Below are 5,283 nucleotides of genomic sequence, written 5' to 3'. Positions count from 1 at the left end.
CTGCTGGAGCATTGGGGACCGCTGTTCGCCGTCCCCGGACTGGTGTTCGTCAACCTGCAATATGGCGACTGCGAGGCCGAGCTGCGGACGGCGGAGGAGCGCTTCGGCGTGACCATCCACCGCTGGGCCGACCTGGACCTGAAGGACGATTTCGACGGCGCGGCGGCGCTCACGGCGAACCTGGATCTGGTGATCTCGCCGGCGATGTCGGCGGGGGAACTGGCGGGTGCGCTGGGCGTGCCGGTCTGGCGTTTCGGCACCCGCGATTGGACGCAGTTGGGCACCGGCGTCCGGCCCTGGTTCCCAACCATGCGCCTGTTCCAGCCCAGGCCGGGCGAGGGGCTGGAGACGGCTCTGGTCCAGATGGCGAAGCTGTTGCGGGCCACCGCATCGCCGCGCGGGAGGGGGGGGACGCCTGCCGGGGGGGCTGCCGGGGCAGGGGACGGCGAGACGGCGGACCCTGACCCGGACCGGCTTCTGGAGCAGGCGGTCGCCGCCCATCGTGCCGGTTCCTTCGCCGTGGCAGCCCACCTTTACGAGCGGGTGCTGGCCCACCGCCCGCGGGATCCGGTGGCGCTCCATTTGTCCGGCCTGCTCGCCCACCAGACGGGCGCGCCGGAACGCGGCGAAGCGCGCATCGCCGCCGCGGTCGCCGCCGCCCCGGAGTATGCGACGGCGCATATCAGCCTGGGGAACGTTCGTCTGGCTCTCGGACGGGCAGGAGCGGCCGCCGCCGGTTTCCGGACCGCTCTGGCGCTCCAGCCCGGCAATGCCGCGGCGCTGACCAACCTCGGCAATGCGCTCGACGCGCTGGAGCGGAGCGGGGCTGCCGTGCCGCTCCACCGGCGGGCGACCGCCGCCGACCCCGACCTTGCGGAGGCGTATGACAATCTGGGCGCGGCCCTCGCCCGGCTCGGCCGCTGGGGCGAGGCGGAGCGGGCGCATGCCCAGGCGCTCCGGCGGGCACCGGCGCTGGAGGCGGGATGGGTGAACCTGTCGGTGGCGCTACGGCGCCTTGGCCGGCCGGACGCCGCGGAGCGGGCGGGCCGCCGCGCCCTGGCGCTCGCCCCCGCCCTGGCCGACGGAATGGCGAACCGCGGCCGACTGCTGCGCGAGATGGGAGACGACGGCGCGGCGGCCCTGTGGTGCGGCCGTGCGCTGGCGGCTGAACCCGGCCACGCGGCGGCGGCCTTCAATGCCGGGGTTCTCGATCTCACCGCCGGCCGGCTGGCGCAGGGATGGGAAGGCTATGACCGGCGGTTCGACACGCGCGACCTCACGTCCGCCGCCCGCCGCCCGGCCGTCCCGCTCTGGACGGGCGGCGATCTGTCGGGCAGGCGCCTGCTGGTCTGGCGCGAGCAGGGGATCGGCGACGAGCTGATGTTCGCCCAGCGCCTGCCCCAACTGATCGCCCGCGCCGGCCGGGAGGGGGGGCGCATCGTGGTGGAATGCGACCCGCGCTTCGTCCCGCTGTTCGCCCGCTCCTTCCCGCAGGCGACGGTGCGGGCGATACCGGTCACGCCGGCCGAACCGGTGCCGGATGTCGATTGCCATGTCCCTATCGGATCGCTGTCGCGCCATCTGGACGCTTCCCTGGCAGGCTTCGCCGGGCTGGAACCCGCTTTGCGTGCCGATCCGGCGGCCGTCGACGGCTGGCGTCGGCGGCTGGCCGGACTGGGAGAGGGCTTGCGGGTCGGCATCGCCTGGCGCAGCGGCCAGCTCGATCCGGACCGCATGCCCGACTATACGCGGATCGAGGATTGGCGGCCGGTGCTGACCCTGCCGGAGATTATTCCGGTCAATCTGCAATATGGCGACTGCGGGGCCGAACTGGCGGCGGCACGAGAAGCGTTCGGCCGTGCGCCGCATGCCTTCCCCGACCTCGACCTGCGCGACGACCTCGACGGCACGGCGGCGCTGATGTCGGCCCTCGATCTGGTGATCGCGCCCGCCACCTCCACCGGAGAGTTGGCGGCGGCACTGGGCCTGCCGGTCTGGCGGCTGGCACGGACGGGCGACTGGACTATGCTCGGCACCGCGGTGCGGCCCTGGTTCCCGTCGATGCGTCTGTTCCGGACCGGCCCCGGCCAGCGGGTCGCCGATCTGCTGCCGACGGTGGCGGCGGAGCTTGCGCGTCCCGGTCGGGCCATCGGCTGAAAAAAGCCGGCCATTAAAAAAGCCGGGTGAGGCGATCCGCCTCAACCCGGCCTTTTCAAACCCCTGTTCAAGGGTGGTGTCTGAAGGTCGATGCTGTGATTGGGGGGATTAATTCATCGGGCCGGTGCGCGTCAGGCGGTCGATCTCTTCCTTGACGTGCAGCTTTTCGAGCTTGAGGCGCTTCACTGCGCTCTCATCCGGCCAGGAGCGCTTTTCCTCGTCGAGGATCGCCCGGTCCAGGCGCATGTGCTTGTCTTGCAGAGACGAAAGGCGAGCTTCAGTGTGCATGAGTCGCTCTCCATAGGATCAGTCCGCGTCCCGCCGCAATGTGACGGGCCGGTGACAACAGTGTTCACTCATCCGAAGCGCCGAACAACCCTAATCTTGCGTTTTATGCGGTCAAACCATGCGAAAAAATGCCCCAACCGTTCAGACGTATGACAGTGGGTCGCAGGGGTGGGGTCTTGAAATCATTTCGCGCAACACCATCCGGAGGTCAGCTGACCCTTTGAACCAAAGGGTTATGTCGCTGGTGGCGGTCCCCCCGCGCCGATGGCAGCGATGATGGCGGAGAGCGACCGGCGCGCCTCCGCGTGGCCGGGCTGAATCACCAGCGCATGGCGATACCAGCCGGCCGCCTCGCCGCTGCGCCCCATCCGCTGGAGGAGCCCGGCAAGCCGCAAGGCGACCGACGGGACCGTCGCGTCGAGGCGGGCGGATCGGCGCAGGGCCTCCACCGCCTCGTCCGCAAGACCGATGCCGTCCAGCGCGACGCCCCACTGGTGAAGCACCGCCGGACCGGCCCCGACCAGCGCCGCCCGGCCATAGGCGGTGGCCGCCGCGGCAGCATGCCCGCCCTCGCGCTCGGCATGTCCCAGCCCTTCCAGCGCCGTCAGCATGGCGGGAGCGAGCGCGAGGGCGTGGCGGAAACGGCCGGCCGCCGCCTCGGGTCGGCGCAGCGCGCGCAGAATTTTGCCGTGGTTGACCGCCGCCTCGGTCTCCGTCGGATCCTGCGCCAGCGCCCGGCGGAGCAGCACGTCGGCCTCATTCAGCCGGCCGAGCTGGGCGACAAGCAATCCGGCCCGGTGCAGGGCCTCCACCTCTGCCGGCTCGATGGAGAGGATGCGGCGGTAGAGCCCTTCCGCCTCGTCGAATCCGCCGGTCTGATGACGGTCGAACGCTTCGGCAAGCAGGGCGCGAAGGTCGGTCATCAGGCCGGCGCCAGTTCCGCCAGCGCGCGCACCGCCTGCCGGGCGGCTGCGGCCAGCCCATCGCCCGCCGGCGGCTGGATCAGCCGCATCGACGGGAACCACGGCCGCACGTCCGTTCCCATCTGCGTCCAATCGCGGGTGCCGAGTCGCCAGACCGGGACGCCCAGGGCGCCGGCCAGTTCCCCGACCGCCGTGGCCGGCGAGATCACCAGATCCAGGTTGGCGATCAGGGCCGCCACCCCTTCGAAATCGTCCTTCAGGTCCAGGTCGTCCCAGCGGTGCAGACGGCGCGTCGCCGTTTCCACCTGCGCCAGTTCAGCGCGGCAGTCGCCATATTGCAGCATGACCACACTGATGCCGGCCAGATCGAGCAGCGCGGTCCAGTCGGCCAGACCGGTATAGGCGGCGGCCCGCTGGGCAGTGACGATCTGGCTGCGCCATGCCAGCCCCACCTTCAGGCCGGGCAAGGCGGCCAGCCGGTCGTGCCACAGGGCGAGACGGCCGGGATCGGGGTGCAAATAGGCCGGACGGCCGGGGAAGCGGTCCACCCGGTCGCGGACCAGGGCGGGCAGGGTGCCGGCCGGGATCTGCAGATCGCAATCCGGCGGGTCCACCGTCTCCCGCCCGGTGGTGTCCGCCGTCTCCGCCCGCACCGTGACCCAGGGGAAGGAGCGGGCGAACAGGCTGACCAGCCGCCGGTCGCATTCGACCGTGACGGGACCGTCCTGCCCCCGCAGGGCGTCGAAGCAGGAGGCGAACAGGATCTCGTCGCCCACCCCCTGTTCCGACCAGGCCAGCAGACGCCGGCCCCGCAACGGCTCCCCCGTCCAGACCGGCCGGTCGATGCGGCGCGCCCGCTGCAGCTGACGGGCGGAGAAGCGGCGGCCATAGCCGGCCCAGCCCTCGGCGACCCGTCCGTCGGCAAGGTCCAGCAGGCCGAGGTTCCAGGCCGCCAGCGCGAAGTCCGGGTCGATCCGCAGCGCGCGGTGCAGATGGGTCTTCGCCTCCTCCAGACGGCCGGCCAGCGTGGCCATGGTGGCGAGGTTGTTGCCGGCGTCGGCGGATCCGGGCTGCAAGGCCAGCGCCCGGCGGTAATGGCCGTTCGCCTCCGCCATGCGCCCCATCAGCTCGCAGGCATGGCCGAGATTGGCATGGGCCGGCAGATGCTCCGGCTGGAGGGCGATGCAGCGGCGATGCAGCTTCACGGCCTCCTCCACCCGCCCGCAGGTCTGGTGGACGAGGCCCAGATGGGTCAGCGCCTCGGCAAAGGCGGGGTGCAGGGCCAGCGCGCGGGTGAAGGCGCGGGCGGACTCGGCATGGCGCTTGTCGGCTTCCTGCACCAGTCCAAGATGGTTCCAAGCCTGGGGGAAGGCCGGATCGGTCCGCAACGCTGCGCCGATCAGGGCGAGCGCCTCGTCGTTCCGTCCGGTCTGGTGCATCAGCAATCCCAGAAGATGCAGCGCATCGGCATGGCCGGGGGCCGTGCGTCCGGGATCGGCCGCAATGGCGGCGCGATAGGCGGTCTCCGCCTCCGCCAGCCGGCCGGCGCGGTGAAGGTCGGCGGCCCGGTTCAGCAGAGCATCGAACTCGGGTTCCGGCTCAGGCTCGGGCTCGGGCTCGGGCGAGGCCGCGACCACCGGTACGGACTCCGGCACCGGTCCTGGCGTGGTGGCTCGTAAAGTGTCCGCCATCGCCCGGATCGTCGCTTCCAGCCCCTCGCCGCTGTTGGGCTGGAACAGGCGCATCGATGGGAACCAGGGGCGTGTGCCGGTGCCCAGCTGCGTCCAGTCGCGGGAGCCGAAGCGCCAGACCGGCACGCCCAGCGCACCCGCCAGTTCCCCCGCCGACATCGCCGGCGAGATCACCAGATCCAGGTTGGCGGTCAGTGCAGCCGTGCCGTCGAAATCGTCCTTCA

The 5,283-nt window shown here is 71.6% G+C and carries 4 protein-coding genes; 1 reads left to right on the top strand and 3 read right to left on the bottom strand.

Annotated elements, in window-relative coordinates; genetic code table 11:
* On the top strand, positions 1-2,157 hold a 2,157-nt coding region (locus TSO5_RS31375), incomplete at its 5' end, for a tetratricopeptide repeat protein (RefSeq protein WP_146203880.1).
* A gap of 108 nt (positions 2,158-2,265) precedes the next feature.
* Here TSO5_RS31375 and TSO5_RS31370 read toward each other — a convergent pair.
* The 3 genes from TSO5_RS31370 to TSO5_RS31360 all read right to left on the bottom strand — a co-directional run.
* Positions 2,266-2,445 (bottom strand): YdcH family protein, encoded by a 180-nt coding sequence (locus tag TSO5_RS31370; protein WP_042694032.1) that lies wholly within the window; start codon positions 2,443-2,445, stop codon positions 2,266-2,268.
* A gap of 233 nt (positions 2,446-2,678) precedes the next feature.
* Positions 2,679-3,368 carry a tetratricopeptide repeat protein gene (locus TSO5_RS31365; RefSeq protein ID WP_109155282.1) on the bottom strand — a complete coding sequence of 230 codons (690 nt, stop codon included), beginning with the start codon at positions 3,366-3,368 and terminating at the stop codon, positions 2,679-2,681.
* The coding region (locus TSO5_RS31360; protein WP_146203879.1) for a tetratricopeptide repeat-containing glycosyltransferase family protein at positions 3,368-5,283 on the bottom strand (1,916 nt) is incomplete at its 5' end. The genes TSO5_RS31365 and TSO5_RS31360, both read right to left, overlap by 1 nt.

Source organism: Azospirillum sp. TSO5 (assembly GCF_003116065.1).
In the GTDB taxonomy this organism is placed as follows: domain Bacteria; phylum Pseudomonadota; class Alphaproteobacteria; order Azospirillales; family Azospirillaceae; genus Azospirillum.
Note: the sequence above shows the minus strand (reverse complement) of the source record. Positions and strands in the feature narration are given on the sequence as shown.